Annotated in this window: 20 protein-coding genes; all 20 read right to left on the bottom strand. The window is 40.2% G+C overall.

From position 1 onward, the window contains the following. Positions 1 to 152: 152 nt before the first annotated feature. On the bottom strand, positions 153 to 968 hold the full coding sequence (locus tag EO111_RS07525) for a sulfurtransferase (protein ID WP_127011177.1): 816 nt from the start codon (positions 966 to 968) through the stop codon (positions 153 to 155). A 168-nt stretch (positions 969 to 1,136) separates the two neighbouring features. Then, positions 1,137 to 2,432, bottom strand: coding sequence for a glutamate-1-semialdehyde 2,1-aminomutase (hemL, locus tag EO111_RS07520; protein WP_127011176.1), 1,296 nt, complete (start codon positions 2,430 to 2,432; stop codon positions 1,137 to 1,139). Positions 2,433 to 2,453: 21 nt separating this feature from the next. Continuing rightward, a complete protein-coding gene (gene hemB / locus EO111_RS07515; RefSeq protein WP_009353881.1) occupies positions 2,454 to 3,428 on the bottom strand; it encodes a porphobilinogen synthase in 975 nt (324 codons plus the stop codon). A gap of 13 nt (positions 3,429 to 3,441) precedes the next feature. Further along, the gene (gene cobA / locus EO111_RS07510; RefSeq protein ID WP_009353913.1) at positions 3,442 to 4,977 is read right to left on the bottom strand and encodes a uroporphyrinogen-III C-methyltransferase; all 1,536 of its coding nucleotides are present in this window, start codon (positions 4,975 to 4,977) and stop codon (positions 3,442 to 3,444) included. After that, complete coding sequence (gene hemC, locus EO111_RS07505; protein ID WP_127011175.1) at positions 4,974 to 5,912, bottom strand: hydroxymethylbilane synthase; 939 nt, start codon at positions 5,910 to 5,912, stop codon at positions 4,974 to 4,976. The genes cobA and hemC overlap by 4 nt, the downstream gene beginning before the upstream one ends. Next, positions 5,909 to 7,195, bottom strand: a complete 1,287-nt coding sequence (gene hemA / locus EO111_RS07500) for a glutamyl-tRNA reductase (protein ID WP_127011174.1) — start codon at positions 7,193 to 7,195, stop codon at positions 5,909 to 5,911. Before hemA ends, hemC begins: the two co-directional genes overlap by 4 nt. Beyond that, complete coding sequence (locus tag EO111_RS07495) at positions 7,164 to 7,799, bottom strand: bifunctional precorrin-2 dehydrogenase/sirohydrochlorin ferrochelatase (protein ID WP_127011173.1); 636 nt, start codon at positions 7,797 to 7,799, stop codon at positions 7,164 to 7,166. The genes hemA and EO111_RS07495 overlap by 32 nt, the downstream gene beginning before the upstream one ends. Before the next feature lie 64 nt (positions 7,800 to 7,863). Continuing rightward, positions 7,864 to 8,343 (bottom strand): DivIVA domain-containing protein, encoded by a 480-nt coding sequence (locus EO111_RS07490; RefSeq protein WP_009353901.1) that lies wholly within the window; start codon positions 8,341 to 8,343, stop codon positions 7,864 to 7,866. A 13-nt stretch (positions 8,344 to 8,356) separates the two neighbouring features. Beyond that, positions 8,357 to 9,142: an RNA-binding protein gene (locus tag EO111_RS07485; RefSeq protein WP_127011172.1), complete on the bottom strand. Its 786-nt coding sequence runs from the start codon at positions 9,140 to 9,142 to the stop codon at positions 8,357 to 8,359. Continuing rightward, positions 9,132 to 9,950: a pyrroline-5-carboxylate reductase gene (gene proC, locus EO111_RS07480; protein ID WP_127011171.1), complete on the bottom strand. Its 819-nt coding sequence runs from the start codon at positions 9,948 to 9,950 to the stop codon at positions 9,132 to 9,134. The genes EO111_RS07485 and proC overlap by 11 nt, the downstream gene beginning before the upstream one ends. 16 nt (positions 9,951 to 9,966) lie before the next feature. Next, positions 9,967 to 10,470 (bottom strand): cell division protein SepF, encoded by a 504-nt coding sequence (locus EO111_RS07475; protein WP_009353917.1) that lies wholly within the window; start codon positions 10,468 to 10,470, stop codon positions 9,967 to 9,969. 14 nt (positions 10,471 to 10,484) lie between these two features. Beyond that, a complete protein-coding gene (locus EO111_RS07470) occupies positions 10,485 to 11,174 on the bottom strand; it encodes a YggS family pyridoxal phosphate-dependent enzyme (RefSeq protein ID WP_127011170.1) in 690 nt (229 codons plus the stop codon). Between the two features lie 272 nt (positions 11,175 to 11,446). Then, positions 11,447 to 12,340, bottom strand: a complete 894-nt coding sequence (pgeF, locus tag EO111_RS07465; protein ID WP_127011169.1) for a peptidoglycan editing factor PgeF — start codon at positions 12,338 to 12,340, stop codon at positions 11,447 to 11,449. Positions 12,341 to 12,741: 401 nt separating this feature from the next. After that, positions 12,742 to 13,371, bottom strand: coding sequence for a TonB-dependent receptor (locus EO111_RS07460; protein ID WP_127011168.1), 630 nt, complete (start codon positions 13,369 to 13,371; stop codon positions 12,742 to 12,744). 91 nt (positions 13,372 to 13,462) lie between these two features. After that, positions 13,463 to 13,849: a (deoxy)nucleoside triphosphate pyrophosphohydrolase gene (locus tag EO111_RS07455; RefSeq protein WP_127011167.1), complete on the bottom strand. Its 387-nt coding sequence runs from the start codon at positions 13,847 to 13,849 to the stop codon at positions 13,463 to 13,465. Positions 13,850 to 13,860: 11 nt separating this feature from the next. Then, positions 13,861 to 16,767: a DUF3427 domain-containing protein gene (locus EO111_RS07450; RefSeq protein WP_127011166.1), complete on the bottom strand. Its 2,907-nt coding sequence runs from the start codon at positions 16,765 to 16,767 to the stop codon at positions 13,861 to 13,863. A 180-nt stretch (positions 16,768 to 16,947) separates the two neighbouring features. Next, entirely contained in the window at positions 16,948 to 18,138 is a 1,191-nt protein-coding gene (gene eis, locus EO111_RS07445) for an enhanced intracellular survival protein Eis (protein WP_126940980.1), read from the bottom strand. A gap of 121 nt (positions 18,139 to 18,259) precedes the next feature. Continuing rightward, entirely contained in the window at positions 18,260 to 18,868 is a 609-nt protein-coding gene (locus EO111_RS07440; protein WP_127011165.1) for a LysE/ArgO family amino acid transporter, read from the bottom strand. A gap of 187 nt (positions 18,869 to 19,055) precedes the next feature. Next, the gene (locus EO111_RS07435; protein WP_127011164.1) at positions 19,056 to 19,973 is read right to left on the bottom strand and encodes a DUF2156 domain-containing protein; all 918 of its coding nucleotides are present in this window, start codon (positions 19,971 to 19,973) and stop codon (positions 19,056 to 19,058) included. A gap of 249 nt (positions 19,974 to 20,222) precedes the next feature. Next, on the bottom strand, positions 20,223 to 22,697 hold the full coding sequence (gene gyrA / locus EO111_RS07430) for a DNA gyrase subunit A (RefSeq protein ID WP_009353770.1): 2,475 nt from the start codon (positions 22,695 to 22,697) through the stop codon (positions 20,223 to 20,225). Positions 22,698 to 22,828 lie beyond the last annotated feature (131 nt).

Here is a 22,828-nt window from a genome sequence, read left to right as displayed (position 1 = left end):
TATACTATGCATTACATATGCTTTATGATGATGCACATATGACAAAATACATAGAATATAAAAACAGAGGTCCTATCATCAAGGCCTCTGTTTTTTATCGTATTATATTGAAAACATTTTGAATCACTATCTACTATACTGACAGTGTAAACCTATAATGTATTAACCCCTGTTTCCAACGGGAACCCTTCATAAGTCACCCAATCGCTAGAACTGCCTACGTACATAGCAGGTTCTACACCTACTTCTGCTAACGCAATCATCAAGTTCGCCGCTGTCACTCCAGAGCCACAATAGGCAACGATAGGTTTCTCCACCTTAGTTAAGTCACCATAAGCTGTTTGTAATTCTACAATGGGACGTACACCATCAGCTGTAAATCCCCATTCATAGAAATGATTAATCGCTCCTGGTACATGTCCCGTCATGCCATCCATCGTATCCACTACCGATCCATCATACCGTTGTGGTGCCCGCGCATCGATGATGACATGACTGCCAGTTTGGCTAGCTTGTAACACTTCATCACGGCTCATCACTAAATGGTCTTGTAATGTATAGGCCAACGGTTTTGAATCTGCCACTGTTGGTGTCTCCTCTTGGGTCAACGAATACCCTTCCCGATGCCAGCGCTCAATACCACCGGCTAGGACTTTCACATTGGTGAAACCCATGTATAGTAGCAAGAACCGCAACCGACCGGCAAAGGAAATCCACGTATCGTACACCACTATGTGAGAATCCATGGTCACACCGCATTCACTCAAACGATTTGCTAAGACAGCCATGTCTGGCAAGGGATGACGACCACCGTGTACGCCTAAAGGACCACTCATGTGTGCATCCATATCGATGGCAAAGGATCCTGGAATGTGGGCTGCTGCATAGGCATCAAAGCCACGTGCATCAAGGACTACCACTCTATCTAATTCTTCTTGTAATTCTTTCGGAGAGATTAAAACACTCATCATTACACCTCCTATATATAAACTAGAATGCCATACACTCTATATAATCTAGTGTAACATAGATTATCTTCGATGTGTATGGCATTTCTATTCATACATGTATGATATGACATACTATTAATTTTTATCGGTTTTCATTACTCTTCATAAGAAAGGTTAATACTCATATTACTCTTTAATAGCTTGAAACGCTTCTTTTGCAATTTGTAATGTGTATGCCAAATCTTGATCGCTATGGCACGTAGATAAGAAGTTGCTTTCATATTGGCTGGCTGCATAATAGATGCCACGTTCCAAGTTGTAATGGAAGAATGTTTTAAACGCTTCCATATCACAAGCGCTGGCGTCATCGAAGTTATGCACTGCTTTATCTGTGAAGAAGAGAGTAAACATAGATCCTACTCGTTGTACTACTACAGGTACACCTACTTCTTTCGCCGCCGCTTCTAATCCTTGGCATAAGGCTTCTGTAGATTCCTCTACTTGACGGAATGCATTCGGATGTTTTTGCAACATAGACAAGGTAGCAAGACCTGCCGCCATGGCTACTGGATTACCACTCAAGGTGCCTGCTTGGTACACAGGACCGGATGGAGCAATGGAAGACATAATTTCTTTCTTGCCACCGAATACCGCCATTGGTAAGCCACCGCCTACGATTTTACCTAAGCATGTCAAATCTGGAATGACATTGTAATATTTTTGTGCCCCTCCAGAACTGGAGCGGAATCCGCACATCACTTCATCAAAGATGAGGACTGCACCGTGCTCTGTCGTTACTTCACGCAAAGTCTCCAAGAATCCTTCCACAGGAGGTACACAGCCCATATTACCTGCTACTGGTTCCACGATGATGGCTGCAATACTTTCACCATGAGCCTCGAACAATTGGCGAACTGCATCAGAATCATTGTACGGCAATGTAATCGTATCCCTTGCCACACCAGTTGGCACGCCGGGACTATCAGGCACGCCAAAGGTAGCTAAGCCAGAACCAGCTTTCACTAACAAGCTATCACTATGACCATGGTAACAGCCGATAAATTTCACAATTTTGTCACGACCTGTATAGCCACGAGCCAAACGCAAGGCACTCATAGTAGATTCTGTACCAGAGTTCACCATGCGTACCATTTCCATAGATGGATAGAAAGCTTGAATTTTTTTCGCCACTTCTGTTTCAAGCAGTGTTGGTGCTCCATAACTAGTACCACGAGGGATGGCTTCCAAAATAGACGCCACGATTTCAGGATTCGCATGACCTAGAATCATAGGACCCCAGGACAACACGTAATCGATATACTCATTGCCATCGATATCGTAAATGCGAGATCCGCTAGCAGAACTGATGAAAGGAGGATTGCCCCCTACACTGCGGTAGGAGCGAACAGGACTGTTCACACCACCTGGCATATATGTACGAGCCTCTGCGAAGGCTTGTTTTGATTTTTCTAAACTAAACATAATGGCTCCTATATTTTCACACTATTTTTCCTGTAGCCAACGTGCCACATCCAGGGCATGATAGGTAATAATCATCTTTGCTCCTGCTCGTTTCATGGATAGCAAGGTTTCCAAAGTAATGCGTTTTTCATCTACCAACCCCGCTGCCGCTGCTGTTTTAATCATGGCATATTCACCGCTGACATTGTAAACGGCTAAAGGACAATCGAAGTTATCCCGTACTTCGCGTACAATATCCAAATAGGATAGAGCTGGCTTAATCATAATGATATCCGCCCCTTCGATGATATCTTGTTCCACTTCACGCAACGCTTCTAAACGATTGGCCTCATCCATTTGATATCCTTTACGGTCCCCAAATCCCGGTGCAGAATGGACCGCATCACGGAATGGTCCATAATAGGCGGATGCATATTTCGCCGCATAACTCATGATGGATACATGGCTAAATCCCGCTGCATCTAAGGCTTCACGAATCGCAGCAATACGTCCATCCATCATGTCAGATGGTGCCACCATGTGAGCACCCGCTTTCGCATGGCTCACTGCTACATTACACAATAATGGCAACGTAGCATCATTAATGACTTCATGATGTTCCACATGACCGCAATGACCTGTAGATGTGTATTGGCAAAGGCATACGTCGGAAATCACGATCAACTCTGGCACTTCTTTACGGATCGCCATAATTGCTTGCTGTACCGGTTGTTCCATATCCCACGCAGAAGAACCATCTTCATCTTTGTAAGTAGGAATGCCGAAAATTTCGACTCCCTTAATACCTAAGTCATAGGCTTCTTTCGCCAATTTTACAGCCTCGTCCACGGACACATGATATTGTCCTGGTAAGGAAGAAATTTCTTCTTTCACCGCTGTTCCCGGAACAATAAATATAGGATAAATTAAGTCTTCTACTTGTAATGTTGTTTCACGAACCAACGCACGCATAGCTGGGCTGATGCGCAATCGTCTTGGTCGATTTCGTAATTCCATATTATGCCTCTTTCTATTTGCAATCGTTCAAGATTAGATCCACCATCGCAGGGATTGTAAAAGTTTCACCAATTAAATCTGGTTGAATCCCTTCTTCTACACAGGTAGCACCTGTAATCGGTCCAATGCAAACAACCTTCGTGTTTCCTAATAAATTCACTGCATCGGAGCCAAGCATATCTTTTGTATTCGTCACCGTAGAAGAACTTGTGAACGTAATGTAATCTACTTCACCTGCTCGCAAGGCTTCTTCTAAATATTCTTTATGGGACGTATCTTGTACCGTTTCATACAAACGCAATACCGTCACATCACATCCTGCCTGTGAAAGTCCTTTATAAATCACGTCGCGTGCCACTTTTGGTTGTACTAGCACAAAGCGCAAATCGCCTAGCGCTCGTTCTGGCCATACACGACTCTGTTCTACTGTAATGGTTTCCACCACAGATTCCGCTTGGTAATTCGGTGGCACGATGTCCGCACGAATGCCTCGATCTAATAAAGATTTTGCGGTAGCACTGCCGATAGCACATACTTTCATAGAACCTAACGCACGACTATCTAAGCCACGGTCTAATAAACCATCAAAGAAGAACCGCACCCCTTCGGCAGATGTAAAAATTAATCCATCGTAGGAAGATAAGCTATCATAAGCCACGTCCATCTCCTCTGTACGAGGTAATGCCTGTGTTTTGATAGCAGATGCTTCGATGACATGGGCCCCCAATTCTAGTAATCGTTCAGATAAGGCGCTAGCTTTACTACGAGCTCGTGTGACCACGATAGTTTTACCAAATAATGGTTTATTATCAAACCAACGTAATTGCTCCCGCAAAGATACTACTTCCCCAACGATAACAATAGCTGGTGCTTTCAATTGCGCTTTTTCTACATCTTCTACGACATGCTCCAATGTAGAGACCAACGTTTCTTGGATTGGTTTTGTTCCCCAACGGATGACTGCCACTGGAGTTTCCTTAGGACGACCATATTTGATTAAGTTTGTGGCAATGCTCGGCAAATTCGAGATACCCATCACAAAGGAGATCGTATCCACAGATTTGGCTAAGCCATCCCAGTTCATACCAGACTCTGGTTTTGTTGGATCTTCGTGACCAGTGACGATGGCAAAGGATGTGGCCATCGCCCGTTGTGTCACAGGAATCCCAGCATAGGCTGGCGCAGAAATACCAGATGTAATACCTGGTACAAATTCAAATGGCACGCCCGCTTCCACCAAAGCCAACGCTTCTTCACCACCACGACCAAAGACTAGCGGGTCGCCCCCTTTAAGACGAGCCACCACTTTACCTTCTAAGCCACATTTTACGAGAAGTTCGTTGATTTCCCATTGATGCATCGTATGATTGTTGCTTTTTTTACCTGCATAAATGATCTCTGCTCCTTCTTTCGCATAGGACAAGAAATGAGCATCTGCTAAATAGTCATAAACAATAACATCTGCTTTTTCAATACATTCCTTACCTTTTAGAGTGATTAATTTATGATCACCCGGTCCGGCACCAATTAAATATACAATGCCTGTCATTTCAATACTCCTCTTTCTACTAAATCGTCAATGATGGCTTTGCCCCCTTCTTCATAGAGAGCTTTCGCCAAGTTACGACCTAACATATCTGCTTTTTCTTTTGGTCCTGACAATTCACCTTCAAAACAATTTTTTCCATCTAAAGAAGCAATGATAGCTTTCAACGTTAATTGTCCTTTATAAATCGTCCCATGTACACCCATCGGTACTTGGCAACCACCTTCGAGTTGACGAAGGAAACTACGTTCTCCACGAGTAGCCCACATAGTATTTTCATCGTGCAATACAGATAACATATCTAGCATTTCTGTATCATCCTTGCGACATTCAATGCCCAATGCCCCTTGACCTACAGCAGGAATCATTTCATCGCTAGTGAAAGTCTGTGTAACAACAGATTCCAGCCCCAATCGTTTTAACCCTGCCTCTGCTAATACAATGGCATCAAAGTTTTCTGTTTCTAATTTGTTTAATCGCGTTTGGACATTCCCACGAAGTACAGAAACCTGCAAATCAGGTCGTTGATTCAACAATTGTGCTTGACGGCGTAAACTACTAGTCCCTACCTTAGCACCTTGTGGTAGTTGATCTAGTGTTTTATATTTTGGTGATACCAAAGCATCACATGGTGTTTCACGCTCTGTAATAGCACCTAGTACCAAATCTTCTGGCAATTCTGTAGGCATATCTTTCAAGCTGTGTACAGCCAAATCGATGCTACCATCACGCATAGATGCTTCTAGCTCTTCTGTAAATAAACCTTTACCACCGATTTCAGCCAATGGTTTTTCTAAAATACGATCACCTTTCGTACTGTGATGGACTAACTCCACCTTGCACTGTGGGTAATGTTTACGCAATGTATCTGCTACATAGTTGGCTTGCCATAAAGCAAGGGCACTACTACGGGTGCCTATACGAATTATGTTTCTCATAGTGTGTCGTCCTCCACTTCCAAAGCAAACATATCTTGGAATAACTTCCAATAATCTCGCTCTTCTTCTTTACCCGCTACTTCACCAAAATGAATCATTGGATCACGCAATAATTTACGTACCAACATGCGGGACATATTGCTAATAATCTTACGTTCTAGCTCTGTGGCATTAGGTAATTTTGCCATCGCTCGATGTACTTCACGTTTACGAATGGCTTCTGCTTTTTCACTAAGCAAGACCATAATAGGACGAACCGATAGATATTGTAATTTTTCTTCAATTTCTTGTAAGGCTTCTTCTAAGATAGGCTCTGCTTTTTGAGCTTCTTCTTCTCGTTGGTGTTTATTCGCTTCTACTACACTTTCCAAGGCATCAATGTTAAACAAATACACTCCTGGAATTTCTGTTACATCTGGGTTGATATCACGGGGAACAGCAATATCGATCATGACAATTGGTTTACCACCACGGCCATCCATGATTTCTTCCGCTTCTTCCCATTCAATCACATAATGAGGTGCACCAGTAGATGTAATAATAATATCTGCTACTTTGGCTTCTTCTACAAAATTGTCAAAATCAACGGCTTTACCATTGAATTGCTTTGCCAATTCTTCTGCTGTTTTGAACGTCCGATTGGACACGAAAATACTCTTTACCCCTTTAGCTTGTAAATGACGAGCTGTGAGCTCACTCATTTGACCAGCTCCCAAAATGAGAACCTTTGCCTCACTGATAGGAATATCTAAACTATCTTCCGCTAAATTGACTGCTGTATAACTAACAGATACTGGCGTATTCGCAATCCCCGTCATCGTACGCACACGTTTCCCTACAGCAATGGCTTTTTGGAAAATAATATTAAATACAGATGCTGTTAATCCCTTACTATAGGAAGAAATATAGGCCATTTTTAATTGGCTCAAAATTTGACCTTCTCCTAACACAAGAGAATCTAAACTAGATGCTACTCTAAATAAATGAGAAATACATGCCTTCCCTTCATATAGAAAAAACCATTTCTCATCTACGTCTACCGTTTCTTCACCTTTCAGATGCAGTAGTAAACGTATCATATATTCTTTTACATTCTCCATGTCATTTAGGACGACATAGAGTTCTGTGCGGTTACACGTCGATAAAAGGACGCATTCCTCTACTTCTTCATGAGCATAGATGTGATCCATAGCATGATCGAGAGCTTCTTTGGAAAAAGAAAATTTCTCTCGTACATCTACAGGTGCACTTCTATGATTCAGACCTAATACGACTAATTGCATGTACAATATTCTCCTTCACTGAGTCTCCTTGACCCTCTAATATTTGTATAAACTCCGATTCTCCTAAATTTGTACGCCAGAACTTCTCTCGTTCTTTTGGCGTATTTAATATATGCTGTAATTCTTGTCTCCATAGACGAATCTGAGGTAGCCACTCGGCTAATATGCCGTACCTGGTTTCTATATCCTGTCTAAGCAAGCGACTCACTCGTGGGCTCACTTGATTGGTAAATATAGAAATCTCCAAATCACCAATCTCCGTAGCACTGCCGAATACCCAAGTAGAATCATCTTTCACATCAGCCCGATTTATGAAGGCTTGTACTTCTTGAGCATCTTCCATGACTTGCGCATTCACAGCAGGAATATCCGTAGCAATAATGACAAACTGTTGCCCTACCATATATTCTGACCTATAAGGCTTCTCTATCCATTGTAATACGCCTGCTTCATGGTATGTTACAATGTCAGGTAATACATCAGGACTGACTACTATAATAGATGCCTCTTCGTCTATTAACTTTTCAATTCTACGCAGCGCTACTTGTCCTCCGCCGACTACAAGACAAGGCCTGTCTTTAAGTGAAAGTCCAACTGTTATCATCCTACTATCCTTATATGTCTCTACAATGGCAAAAACGGCTTGAATACTCAAGCCGAAATTCACCTTATACTTCTGTTTCTGTCTCTACAGGTTTTGTTTCCTCTAAAGCAATGCCATCTAATAATTGTAGTTGTGCTGTTAAAATTGATTCTACTTTTGCACGGAACACGGCCATTTCATTCGCAATGGTAGCATATTTAGCTTCTGCTTCTCGCAACGCACGATTGGCATCTTCTAAAATCGTAGATCGTTGTTGTTCCGCATTCTGTAAAATTAAATCAGCCTCTTTACGAGCTGCCTCTTTTACATTTTCACCAGTCTCTTGAGCAAGCACCAATGTATTGCGCATAGTTTCTTCCGTTGATTCATATTGATTCAAACGTTTTTCCATTTGCTCTACTTTATCAGTCATTTCACGGTTTTCACGATACAAGATTTCATAAGCTTGTACCACTTCATTCAAAAACTCGTTTACTTCATCACAATCAAAACCACGAATACTTTTTCCAAACTCTTTATTATGAATATCCATTGGTGTTAACATAGGATCAGCCTCCTTACATAAATCGTTTTAGATGTACTCCAATACGCCCTTTTTTAGACGTGCCGGTAATACTTTCTATTTGCATACGACCTCTGCCACGAAGAGAAATAATATCTCCTTCTTTTACTTCTTGCGCTGGTCCTTTCGCAGGTTGCCAATTCACTTGTACTAATCCTGCCTTAATGGCCTCCACAACTTTTGTACGAGATGTACTAAAACCTGAAGAAGCTATAGAATCCAACCGCATAGACGCAACAGTAGTTCGCACTTCTTTTATTTTTTCTTCTTTCGGTTGTAATTCACTCAATTCCATCCGTGATACTGTAACCGTGACCATAGCAATTTTTGTAAAGTTTTGAATCACAAAATCTGCTATCGTTGCATCTACGATTACCTGCGCCCCACCACTAGTGACGATAATATCTCCAAAATGAGTGCGATCAATACCAAGTCCCATTAAGGAACCCAACACATCGCGATGTGTCAATAATCGGAATCGTGGATCCCAAGATACTTTCAACACCGCGATTTGTAAGTCTACTGTTCCTTGAAAGTGAGGGGCCACAAAAGCCACTCGAAGGCGTTCTGCCCCTTCGTAACCACCACTGGAAATGATAGTAATACCACCAAAATTCGCTTTTACTGCATCTGCAATGACAAGGCCTGCAGGTGACATAAAATCTGTCACACGATAAGGTCGGCCTGCTTGTACTTGCTCCGCTAGATCAATCATACGTCTAGCCTCTTCGCCATTACCAGATGCTTCAAAATATCGAATTAACTTTTCTTTATCTTTCACGTTGTTTTCCTATTTCATTTGACCGTTCATAACAAGCTAAGATGCCTTCCATAATGGAAGAACGCAACCCTTCTTTTTCCATGGCTGCAATACCTGCTATAGTCGTACCTCCAGGAGATGTCACTTGATCCCTAAGTACGCTCGGATGAGCGCCTGTTTCTAAGGCAATCAAGCCAGAGCCATACATCGTCTGTACCGCTGCTTGCAACGCCAATGGCCTAGTGAGACCAATCCGAACACCTGCATTTGCCATAGCATCTAAAATGGTATACATATAGCCTGGACCTGCCCCTGCTAGAGCGCCAATACGGTCTAAATCAGCTTCTGAACATACCACGGCTTCACCTAAGGCTTCGAAAATGCGCAAAGCTTGTTCTCGCTCACCTGGTGTCACTTGTTCACTACTAGCAATCGCTGTAAAGCCAGCTTTTACCAAAATTGGAGTATTCGGCATAGCTCGTAACCAATGTACATGGGGTGCAAAGGATTGTAATGTATCCAATGTAATGCCTGCCGCAATAGAAATACATAATGTTCTCGCCTCGATTTGTGGTCCCACCTCTTCCATAAGAGACGGTAAGACTTGAGGTTTTACGCCAAATACAATGGTTCTGTACTCATCAAAAGCAGGTATGGCATCACAGTCCGTGAAGGCTGTGACACCTAACGTGCGCTCCAATTCTGATGCTTGCTCACTGCGACGCACTAGTACATCTACTTCCTCAGGGCCCCAAACACCTTGTTCCAAAGCCCCCTGTAAAATAGCACCACCCATCGATCCTACACCAATTAGTAGTATTTTTTGCATGGCTACCTCCTAATGCTTAGGCTTGTGGTTCTTTCCAAGCTAATTTGTCAGATATTTCTGTGTACTCTTTATCTGTATAATCTACTGTTACATTCACTGGTACACAGATGAAAATATCTTTGCCAATTTTTTCTAATTTGCCATCTAATGCAAATGTAGCACCACTTACAAAGTCCACAATACGTGCTGCTTCATGAGGGTCTGTATTTTCAAAGTTAATCACTACTGGACGCATATCGCGCAATTGATTTGTAATATTTTCAGAATCATCGAATGCTTTTGGCTCTACGATGACTACTTTCATACCGCTAGAACGTTGTGCCACTGTATTATATCCTCCTGTTTTTGGTCGTGCTGCAGATGCTACTGGTCCATTGCCACCTGCTACTGGTGCTGTTACTACTGGTTGTTGAGACTCTTCTTCATACATCTCATTATCATATTCATCAAATTCATATTGATCATCTTGATTACTACCAAAAAAACTTTTTACAGAATTCCAGCTATCTTTCAGTGCCATCGTTAATTCCTCCATTACTCATTATAGTGGCGTTCTCCAAATATTGCTGTTCCTACACGAACAATATTTGCACCTTCTTCAATTGCTACTTCAAAATCATGGGTCATCCCCATGGATATATATTCAATCTGACCTTCATTAAAATGAAGTTTCATGTCTTCAAATAAAGCGTGAGCGACTCTAAATATAGGGCGAGCCTCTTCCGGATCATCAAAAAATGGTGCCATACACATAAGCCCTTTTACCCGTATATTGGGTAATGATTTGGCATATTCCCGTATGGTTGGAAACTCTTCCACATCCATCCCAGACTTGCTTTCTTCTCGTGCCACATTCACTTGTAGTAATACTTCTTGTATAAGTCCTTCTCTAGCAGCAATACGTTGGATTTCATCCAACAATTTCACGCTATGAACTGAATGAATTAAAGAAAATTTACCCACTGCATTACGCACTTTATTGTTTTGTAATTGTCCAATTAAATGCCATTGGAGTTCCGGTCCCTGGTAGAGTTCCATTTTTTCTTTTGCTTCTTGTACACGATTTTCGCCCACAGTTCCTACACCTAGGTGAGCTACTTCTTGTACAGCCTCTACAGGATGATTCTTCGTTACTGCTACAAGTGTAACAGAATCCCTTCTCCCCACTCGTGCCTTAGCCGCTTCTATGCGTTCTTGCACGTTATGTAATGCTGTTGCAATCATATATGTCAGTCCTTTTTTCATCGTTACATTTCACTCTGAAAGGTCTTCACAAAAAAAATAATACTTTATCTTTTTTATTATAAACGAAAGAATAAGAAAAGTACATAGAAAAAGCATGATTTCAAGCCTAGTTCTTAAGATTTTCTTATTCTTTGTCATATTTTTTATTCTATTCTCAAACAATGCCTAAAAATGTATCTCTAAATTTCCGTGCTACTCATGTTCTATACAAGGTCTTATGATATACAAAACTATTGAAACTCCATCATCTATTAACCTTGATTTCGTAATACTGCAAACATAGCCATTCGTCCCGTCTTGCCTGCATTCCCTCGGTATGAATAACATCCTTCTGTCATCATCGTATCCGTAGCAGACAGAATCACTTGATCTATAGGCACACCTTTTTGTACGACACAAGCTGCAATATATCCTTTCAGATCTATATGTGGAGTAGGTGTCGCTTGTTCTAACCGTTGGAGATAACGCACGACTGCATTTACCTGTGAAAGTCCCAAATTACCCATATCCTGTCGAAATTGTTCAGCAATCTCTTCACTCACCTCAAAGGAGTCTTCTCCAATGGAGGGACCGATGAAGAGGTAGCAATCTTTTGGCAACGTTCCGTACGCATCGTGCATACTATCCATCGTGCGCTCCACAATGTGAGCGATGGCACCACGCCAACCTGCATGAACCACTGCCACCGCATGATGCACCGCATCATAGATAAGCACAGGCACACAGTCTGCCACGAGCAACAAGAGTGGCACATTCACCAAATTCGTATGAATCGCATCACTATCTGGGATACTGTCTTCCCAACTGAAAGCACCTCGACCGACCAGCTCTTCCGTCACCCTCGTCACGCCTACCCCATGCACTTGCTCACCACAAGTCAAATGATTTGAATCCACACCTAACACCTGCGCTAATCGTTTGCGGTTCTCTGCCACCGCTTTCGGATCATCACCCACATGCAGACCCATGTTAAAACTATTAAAGTTACCTTCACTGACACCACCATAGCGGTAGGTCACACCATGAGCCAGGGGAAAGCGCTCTAACAGTGGACTGTATTCATAGGTAATACTGGTGGAGCTATCCTGAGAAAATGGTGCGTGTCGAAGAGAGGAGGATAAATGGGGTGTTTTAGTTGTGTTCATGTTGGGGCCTCCTGTGTATTAGTTGAATAATATACATTATGAATTTAGATGTTATAATTCATAATAGATTAAATGGGAATTTACTTTATTAATTTCAGATGTAGATTACGGAAATAAACTTGATAAGTATCTTTTTAGGAATTAATAATCCTAATCTTAGTTACCTTTTCTCCATCATTTTCAAAAGTAATACCACTTTTGGCATCTGATGCCCATATAAAAGTTCCGTAGAAGCATTTTGTTTCCCTGCTTCATCCCAAAATTTTTCAATCTTTTTTCCATGTTTTAGACAACCAGCTAGCTTTTACATGTGTTGGCATGAAGATAGTGGCACTGAATAGTGCTAGTAAAATAGATGTGGTTAGCTTCTTCATAAAGATACCTCTCATTGAAAATATATATCAATGAGAATGCAGATGAACTTTCGTTACTCTTTCACCATCATTGTCAAAATAAATACCTGAAATATAGTCTGAATTCCACATGAATGCACCATAAAACCACGCATTATTGTCAAAAATATATGTTGGTCGACCATAGGCATTATACACCTGTTCTAATGTGTCACCTACTGCAATCCCACGATGAGTCGTAGCATCTCTATTCGTAATCTCAATATAATCTACCACGTTATTATCATAATAGTCGCCTTTTGTAAACGACATATCGAATCTTACTCCACCATATCTCATACCACGATTAATTTCAGTAGGTACACCAAGGCTATTTCTTACTTGTCTGAAAGTAGCTCCCATAGGAACTCCCAACACTTGATATTCAATAGCCTCTAATGAATGACCTACAACTTGATGAAGACCAAAGTTTCTTGGATACTCAGATCGTTGTGGTAAACGAATCGTGCTGGAAGATGTACTACTTATTCCAGTAGTGCTGCTTTGTTTCCCCGCTTCATTCCATGATTTTTCAACCTTTTTCCACGTTTTAGACAACCAACTCGCCTCTACATGGGTTGGTGTGAAGATGGTCACACTGAATAATGCTACTAGAATAGATGTAGTTAGTTTTTTCATGGTCTCTCTCTCTTTCATTGTGAATCATATACTATTCTAATATTGTCATATTTAATTATTAGTATATCATTTATACCTCTATACGTCCTACCTAAGCAATTAAACTTTTCACACATTCCACGATAGGTAAATCTGCTTCTAACCAATCTACATCATATAAGTTTTCTAAGTTTAACCAACGAGCTGCACTATGTTCTTGTAAATGAAATTCTCCTAATAACTCACATTGATAGGCATGCATAATAAGATGAAAGTTAGGATAGTCATACTCTACGGTTGTTAAAAAATCTCCTACTGTAATCTGCACATCTAATTCTTCTTGTATCTCACGAGATAAAGCTGCTTTATGATCTTCTCCAGACTCAATTTTACCTCCTGGAAATTCCCAACGGCCTTGTAAATCTCCATAACCTCTTTGTGTAGTTAATACTTGGTTATCTTTCAAAATAACTGCCGCTACTACTTCTATCGTCTTCATCCATATCTCCTTTAATAATTCACAAAATAATCGTACAAATCTTCACGTATCGGAGTTTCCAAATCATACATAATACGAACGGCTTTTTTCGTTGTACCTGGCATGGTAAATACTTCTGCTTCCCCTGTTGCATGTATATGACCTAAATAATAAAACTCTTTTGCCCCATCTTCATCATTCTTATTTTTTCGGATAAACAAATGCATAGTAATACCTTCTTTTTTTGCATGTAACGCTTTTTGTACCAAATTGTTACTAAGGTCCACACCACTTTTAGAAATAGCAATTAATTGTTGTGGAGATAATAATCTATCTTCATATCTAATAGTATCTGCAATATCTTCGCCCTTATCATAATTGATAAATACCGGATATGTTTTGGTAGCCTCATCATATTTATAACCACCAATATTTAATGGTACGATACTAGTTTCCCACTCCATTAACTGGCATACATCTTCATAGGTATATTTTTGATACAGCGTAAAAGAGGCTTCCTCATATCTTTGACTATAGTATTTTTGATTTCTTTGAAAGCCCACTTTCACATAGTCCTCGACCATATCACGGAACCCTTCATTTTCTAAAGCTTCACGGAATACCGCTGATATTTGCAATCCATCTACCACTTCATCGCACAACAGGGCATCCTTAAATCCAGCTTTGGAGGATCCTGTCTTAAACTGACCTGTAAATAAATTGATGATATTTCTTTCCGTATGAGTTGTACAAGGAATACCTAATCCTAGTAACTGTGTTCTCATATACGTCAGTGGATTAACTTCACCTTTCAACAAACCTTCCAATACATAGAGTTCATGTACTCGTTTGCCAAGTACCATATACTGGCCCATATACTCTAGTATTTTTGCTTCTACCGACGAAAACCTATGCGTGTAGTCTTTTTCATAGTCTACCAAAAACTTATAATATGTTTTTGCATTACTATTAAAGATTAATGAAATATCGATACTTCCATAGTTTTCAAAATCTATCAATTTAGGAATACGACCTAATTTATATTTTAAGTTTTTATAGGCTTGCCGAATATGTTTAATCTGTGTGAATTTAGCTGTGTCAATAGATTTAAAAATACGTTCTTGAGCAATCGCATCAAAATGAATCGTAGATGCACCCGGAATCACTCGCGTCCCTTCTTGCACATAATACCGCAAACTATCCTTGTTATGACTTACATCTCCGGACAGAGCTACAGGAATCATAAAGTTATTATTAAAGTTTCCAATAAAATCAAGAACGACCACGTAATCTTTACTGTTATGACGACGTAGTCCCCGACCTAACTGTTGCACAAACACAATGGGACTCTCTGTACCACGAACCATAACAACTTGATTGACCTCTGGAATATCGATACCTTCGTTAAAAATATCTACGGTCATAATATAATCTAACGCATCATTCGCATCCGGTCCTGATAATCGTTGAATAGCCTCTTCCCGAATTTCTTGCGAATCTGCACCACTTAAACTAATAGTTCTCATCCCTAGTTGATTAAAAGCCTTGGATAACTCTTGTGCTTCTTCAATACTATAACAGAATACTAACCCTTTTACTCGCTCTCCAGAATATCCATAAAAATTACATTGCTCTAGAATTAATCTAGCTCTTGTTTGGTAATCCCATTCATTGGCAAAAATGCTCTGTGCTTCATCACCCTCATAGGTTGTGATGCCATCAGATAATTGTCCGATACCAAAATAGTGAAATGGACATAGTAAATCTGCCTCTAATGCATGTTGTAATCGTATTTCATGAATAATATTATAATCAAATAGCTTATAAATATCGAAATCATCTGTACGCTCTGGACTAGCAGTCATAGCAAACCAAAACTTAGGCCTGAAATATTCCATAATTCTATGATAACTTTCAGATCCTGCTCGATGTGCCTCATCGATAACAATCACATCAAAATCTGTAGGGGAAAATCGTTCATAACAATCTGGCTTAGACATCATCTGCATGGTCGCAAATAAGTAGGTTTCAGAAAAACCTTTTGCTGCACCCGATAACACACCATATGTCACAGAGTCGCCAATTACCCGTTGATACGATTCCATCGCCTGTCTCGCTACCTGTTCACGATGCACTAAAAATAGTACTCGCTTTGGTTTTACACTACTGACAGCAAAGGCTGATGCATAAGTTTTACCTGTTCCTGTGGCAGAAATCAACAATCCTTTATTAGCACCTGATTGATACAACTCTGTAAACCTTTCCATCACATAGGACTGCATGCTGTTCGGCTGTAATACTTTTGGGACTTGATTAGATTCATTTATATTTGTATCTACCACCGCTGGTAATTGTTTTTTAGTAGAATCATTATATTGCTCATATAACATTCTGTACGTATCAATATAGTCTACATAAGTCTTTGTCTCATCTGCTGCCCACAAGCTTTCAAACTCTTCTAAGACAGACATCACAAAAGATTCTTGCTTATGAGAACTATAATGCACATTCCACTCTTTATTTCTTGTCAATGCGTGGAGCGTCATATTAGAGCTGCCCACGATAATAGTAAACTCATCCTCTAAATGGAATCCATATCCTTTTGTATGAAAACCTACATCAGATCCTTGTGCATCAAATATGCGGAGCTCTATATTACTAAACTGACTTAACTTGTCTAGTATTTTAGGATCATTAAACATCAAGAAATTTGTTGTCAAAATACGACCTGGAATATTTTTTCCTTCCAACTCTTTTAACGTCATTAATAATGGACTTAATCCACCTGCTGTAATAAAGGCTACACTGATAAAAAAGGATTCACACCGTTTTAATTCGCTCTCTATAGCGGAAATTACCTTCCGCCCTTCTTCTGCATTATTCGATACAAACTCTGGTCCACTATATTGTAATGATTTCGTAAAATTTATCGCACTCATCTCTATCTCCTATATACATGTATATAAGATCACTGTACCAGCTCTTATACATAAGATCAATAGAAAAATAAAAAGAACACTACACATCCTATAGCAAACTAAAATATTCTCATAGCTTGTCAAGAAATGCATAGCGTTCTTTCTTATTTTATGGTGATTGTATCAACTTTAAAAAGTATCTTACCACCATTCATTTATATATGTATTTTGTCTTGGATAAGCCCGATTCAATACTTCTAATATATCATCTGGTCCTTCTAATTTTTCTTCAAAAGCAAGTTCTGTAGCACTCATACGACCCATGAGAAGTAAGCTCAATGCACCTACAGAGAATACTAATTTAGCATTAATATCTACATGCTCTTTATGTTTTACTACTTGCGCCTTGCCTTCTTTATAAGACACTACATAGGTACCATGGTTCCACTCACATAATGGATCTTTCACACCGAATTGGATCGCTCCTTCTAATGCTACTGGTACAGGAATACTTTCCATAGCTAATTTGACATCTACAATACGACTCATCATAAATGGCATAGTACTGTGTCCTACTTTTCCATTAGGATGAAAGATATAGCCTTGATCCAGCATACCTTCATTCCACCGTACACTGTCACCTTGGGAGCGATGGTTGTACAAGAAGTTCATCAACGCTTTTTGCGCACGACGCGTAGTATACACAAATTCTGTCACAGCAATCTCAGGTTCCCCTAAGCGATAAAAACAATAGCCCTCTAATTGTCCAGAATCATTTTTCACATACCCTACTTGCACGCCTTCTGCAAAAATAGATTCTAATAAGCGAACCCATTCTTTTTCTTTACGCACAGCATAGCCAGATAATGGTTTGGTATATGTCTCATATACCCCTGCTAAACGTTTCCACTCCCGTGGAGACCGTAACATCCCAAAGGACATCGTTTTATCTGTAGTTTCTACTAGTGGGGCCAAATTATCTAGCTTCATGGTTTGTACCCATTGATGAGCGTATAAATCCCATCCATATTTTTGGTAAAACCCAGCATACGATGGCATTAAAATAGTGACTCCTTGTCCACGTTGTTTTAATTCTCCTAATGCTGATTTCAGTAATTTCTTGCCTACCCCACTACGACGTACAATAGGGTCTGTGGCAACTCCCACCATGTAAGACATAGACAGGTCCACACCACGAACACGTATAATATTTTGTCGTAAATGGACGGTACTCACCAAATAACTACGATCGATACCAACCATCGTATTTTCTGGTTCATAAGCAGTATCAAAATAATAGTTAAAAAATGGATGACCTTCTGGCTCAAAACAATAGGCCCACAAACGCTTTACATCTTTTGTGTCCGTATCTTTTGCTATTCTAAATTTCAAAATAATCCCTCTTCCATCGTTATGGTACATTGAAAATAGTTCGAATACTTTATATTAGTATTATATAAAAAAATAAGGGTCTACTGCTAGACCCTTTATGCACTTCTTTTCTGAAAGTTTACTATATATACAGTAATACTCCATCTATAAACAATTTCGCTCCATATCCGAATAAAATCAACCCACAGATACGGTTGATCCATACGAGTTGCGAAATTTTGATACGCTTTGCTAATTTGTGAATAATAGTCGATAATGCTCCAAACCAAGCAAAAGCAGACACGATGTATCCCAGTAAGAAATAGATGGATGACTCCTCAGGAATGCTGGCTTTCACAGCACCGAACATCATCGTCACATCAATAAGTGCCTGAGGGTTCAGCCATGCCACCGCAAAGGCAGTAGTCACAATATTCCAAATTGTCACATTCGTATCCACATGAGATACATTCGGCTCTGAATTAAACACGGTATAGCCCATGTAAAAGATAACCGCTCCTCCCAAAAGAAGTACGATGCCTTTCAAAAAAGGCCATATATCAAAGATAGCACCAATGCCATAAAACGCCGATACACTTAAGGTAAGATCGAAAAATGCCACGATTAGAATGGTAGTAATAATACGTGATGCCTTTTGTACCAGTGCTGTATTAATGATAAATAGATTCTGCATCCCTATGGGCGCCAACACAGCAAACCCAATCAGTAAGCCTTCCCAAAAATAGGTCATATTGGCTCCTTTCATTCTCTACATCAATCCCGTTACTGTCTAGTCATTATATACCTTGACGTGGGTCTTGCACAGTATCAGCAAGCGAACGCAAGGCCACATCGCAAGAACAAACGATTCCTTGGTCAGAAAGAAAATAAAACTCCTAGGAACTTATCATATGTCCCTAGGAATTATATACTATTCGCTACACGTTATTCTCACAGGCGCCTTGTTTGATACAACGAGCATCATATTTTTCAGCAAAATGATCTGGGTTGTAAGATTCTTTCGCCATGCGAAGCCCTGGTAATCCCATATCTTCTTCACGGTTGATAAACTGTGTATCTACGAACTCATGACGAATAAATTCATTATTGATGGCTTGATATAAACCACGGATGGTTGGATTTGCTTTCTCAATATGAATCAGCGCCATATGTTCATTCAACATTTCTCCAATGGTGAAAGCCTCTACTCGTCCGAACAATTTAATACAACCACCTACAAGACCCAATGCACCCCAATGGTCAAAGAGTAAATTAATAGCTGTTAGTTCATCTTCAATGCCTTCTTCATGATGTGTTTCCACCCATTGCTCTGCCGCTTCACGACATAAAGGAATTGTATTCTCATCAATTGGCATATATTCATAATTAGAATATTGCATACGGAATTGATTTAAATGGTTCTTCTTTTGACGTAACTTTTTACCTGCTAAGGTAATCATATCTTCTGTACGATAGATATATTCAAAGTTATCACGGTCAGGTGTAAATTCATAACAATCTGGACACAACTTTTGCATCCTTTCCATCATGATTGGATTAACACCTTTTAATAAAAATGGAATTTGGTTCTCTTTGAACCACTCTTTCGCCATTTGTAATCCATCTACAAACTTGGCATCTTTTCCAGCAAACGGTGGTAACATAAATGGAGATTCTGTCACTCCACCACCTTTAATAAATAACACACCTTCTTCTTCTGCCCAAGTAATGCCATAAATATCTTGCCACATAAACAATGTAGTAAAACTATTATCTGACGCTTCATAATGATGCTCTCCAAAGTACGCATCAATACGGGGCTTATCTTCTAAGGTAAAACGCTTAAAGTCTAAAATAGGACTCGCCTCCTAATACTCTGATTTTATGATATAACATTACTATTATATGCTATTCATCGATAAAATTCAATGCAGAAAAAGCGCCATTGTAGAATTGGTCTTTCTTGTCCCCTTATCTGACAAAATTCCACAAACGCAAGAAGAGCACGACATGTTCCGGAGCAAACCTAACCACTGTATCAGTTTGCGGAGGAATGTGTCGTGCTCTTCCCTTCTACTCAATTAAGAATGGCAAGAAAGCCGATATTAAAACAAGCTTTCATCTTCTTTTAGATCTTCTCCAGAAATAACCGCTACAGAGGCAATTTTATCTCCTTCGTCTAAGTTCTGTGTTTTCACGCCAGAAATAGCTTTACTTTTCTTCACCGCAATATCATTTACATCAAAGCGAATGATTTTACCTTGTTCAGAAATAAGCATCATTTCATCGTTGTCATTCACGATTTCTACGGCCACTACTTCACCAGTTTTTTCCGTGATTTTAAAGTTTTTCGTCCCTTTACCACCACGTTTTTGTACTGTATAGGAGCTTTCCACATTGCGTTTGCCATATCCTTCTTCACTGATAGTAAAGACTTGGCATTCTTCGCCAGTGCCGTGGATGATGCTAGCGCCTACAACTTCGTCACCAGTATTGAGATTAATACCTTTCACACCACGAGCTGCTCGTTTCATTAAACGTACATCAGATTCATGGAAGCGAATAGCCATACCTTTTTTCGTACCTAGCAATACATCTTGGTTACCATAGGTTAATCCTACGGAGATTAACTGATCTCCTTCATCCAATGCCACTGCATTCAAACCACCGCGACGAATATTGCGATACTCATCAATAGCCGTACGTTTTACAACGCCCTGTTTTGTGACCATAAACAAGTTCACATCGCTAGAGATGCGTTCTAAGTCGATCATGTTCGTCACTGTTTCCCCTACATTAAGAGGTAATACGTTAATGATGGCTGTACCACGTGAATTACGACTAGATGCTTCTGGCACTTCGTAGGCTTTTAAACGGTACGCACGACCTGTGGATGTGAAGAATAACAATGTATTATGTGTACGCACATGCATAATTTGTGCTACATAATCATCATCTTTTGTTTTCATTCCCACAACGCCTACGCCACCTTTATGTTGGTTGCGATACACATTAGCATTCATGCGTTTAATATAACCTTGACGAGTTAATGTGATAACCATTTCTTCATCAGCAATTAGATCTTCTACATCGAAGTCAGACGTATCAATCGTAATTTCACTACGGCGTTTGTCGCCATATTTTTCTTTCATGGCAATCAATTCTTCTTTGATAATTTCACGTTGACGTTCGTCGGAGGCTAAGATTGCTTTTAAATCTGCAATCAACACTAACAATGCTGCATGTTCTTCTTCGATTTTTTCGCGTTCCAAACCTGTTAAACGAGCTAACCGCATATCTAAGATAGCGTTCGCTTGAATTTCTGTAAGGCTGAACTTTTCAATCAAAGCGGCACGAGCAATATCTGTAGTTTGAGAACTACGGATAGTATGAATCACTTCATCAATGTGATCTAAAGCAATCAACAAACCTTCCAATACATGGGCACGAGCTTCTGCTTTCGCCAAGTCGAATTCTGTACGGCGTACGATCACTTCTTGACGGTGCGTTAGGTAATGACCTAGTACTTCTTTCAAAGTCAATACTTTTGGATGGCCTTTCACCAATGCTAGCATAATTACGCCAAATGTATCTTGTAATTGTGTATGTTTATATAGTTTATTCAACACAATATCTGGTTGTACGTCTGCACGCAATTCGATGACGATACGAAGACCACGACGGTCACTTTCATCACGAAGGGCCGTAATGCCGTCCACCACTTTATCACGGCTTAAATCTGCAATGGTTGCAATTAAGCGCGCTTTATTCACTTGGTACGGAATTTCTGTGACCACAATACGGTGTTTACCTTTCGTCATAGCCTCAATATGAGCTTTCGCACGCATTTTGATGCTACCGCGACCTGTGGCATAGGCTTTTTTTATGCCCTCACGGCCAAGGATAGACGCCCCTGTTGGGAAGTCTGGACCTTTGATAGCCGTCATCAGTTGATTCACATCTACCTCTGGGTCGTCGATAAGCATCACTAGACCATCTACCACTTCTCCTAAGTTGTGAGGCGGAATGTTCGTTGCCATCCCAACGGCAATGCCGGCGGAACCATTGATCAACAAATTTGGAATCTTTGCAGGAAGCACGGTTGGTTCTTCCAAAGATTCATCATAGTTCGGCATGAAGTCCACTGTTTTCTTCTCGATATCTGCTAGCATTTCTGTAGCAATACGAGACATACGAACTTCTGTATACCGCATAGCCGCTGCGGAGTCGCCGTCAATGGAACCAAAGTTACCATGACCATCTACCAGTGGATATCTTGTATTAAAATCTTGGGCTAAACGCACCGTTGCATCGTACACAGAACTATCACCATGTGGATGGTATTTACCAAGTACGTCGCCGACGATACGAGCCGATTTTTTGTACGGTTTCGACGGTGTCATGCCTGTTTCATGCATCGCATATAGAATACGACGGTGTACAGGTTTCAACCCATCACGTACATCTGGAAGGGCGCGCATAACGATAACGCTCATGGCGTAATCGATATAGGAGCTACGCATTTCTTTATCGATTTGGACTGGCACAATCTTGCCATGACTCCAAGCCTTTTCCTCCATTGTATCACCTCATTTTTAAAAACGAATCTATTAACTAAATTATTATACCATTTTATGCACTTTTTTTCTATCTTTTTACATAAAAATTTCAATATACTCAAATATAAACACTTGTGAACGTATATATTGAA

The sequence above is a fragment of the Veillonella sp. CHU594 genome (assembly GCF_003992265.1).
GTDB lineage: Bacteria > Bacillota > Negativicutes > Veillonellales > Veillonellaceae > F0422.
Note: the sequence above shows the minus strand (reverse complement) of the source record. Positions and strands in the feature narration are given on the sequence as shown.